Here is a 402-nt window from a genome sequence, read left to right as displayed (position 1 = left end):
CTCCTACTGCGTAGACTTTAAGCATGACTTCAATTTTGCCCGCTTTTAGGGGGCTGGGTTTTGTGCGCCTTTTTTCGGAATGGTGCCTAAATTACAATGTTTCAACCTTGGTTACTCCTTTTCTAAAAAGTACTGAAAATAAGGGTCAATAGTAGATGGACAGGGGTTTGCCCGCAATGGTCAGGATCTCGAAGTCCACCTGATAGATCTGCGACAGGTTCTCTTTCGTCATCACCTCCTCCACAGTGCCAAACTTGGCGATTTTTCCGTCCTTGAAGGCACAGATATAGTCGGAATAGAATGCCGCATAGTTGATCTCATGCAGCACCAAAATCACCGTCTTCCCCAGCTCGTCGCAGAGGCGGCGGACGATTTTCATCATGTTGGTGGCGTGATAGATAT

At 47.0% G+C, this 402-nt stretch carries 1 pseudogene; it reads right to left on the bottom strand.

The window, feature by feature from the left end:
* Positions 1-145: 145 nt before the first annotated feature.
* Positions 146-402 (bottom strand): annotated as a pseudogene (locus tag H6B51_RS17365) (iron ABC transporter ATP-binding protein); the annotation flags it as partial.

Origin of the sequence: Pseudoflavonifractor phocaeensis (assembly GCF_016901955.1) — a bacterium.
Classification (GTDB): Bacteria; Bacillota; Clostridia; order Oscillospirales; family Oscillospiraceae; genus Flavonifractor; species Flavonifractor phocaeensis_A.
This window is presented reverse-complemented; position numbering and strand designations above follow the sequence as displayed.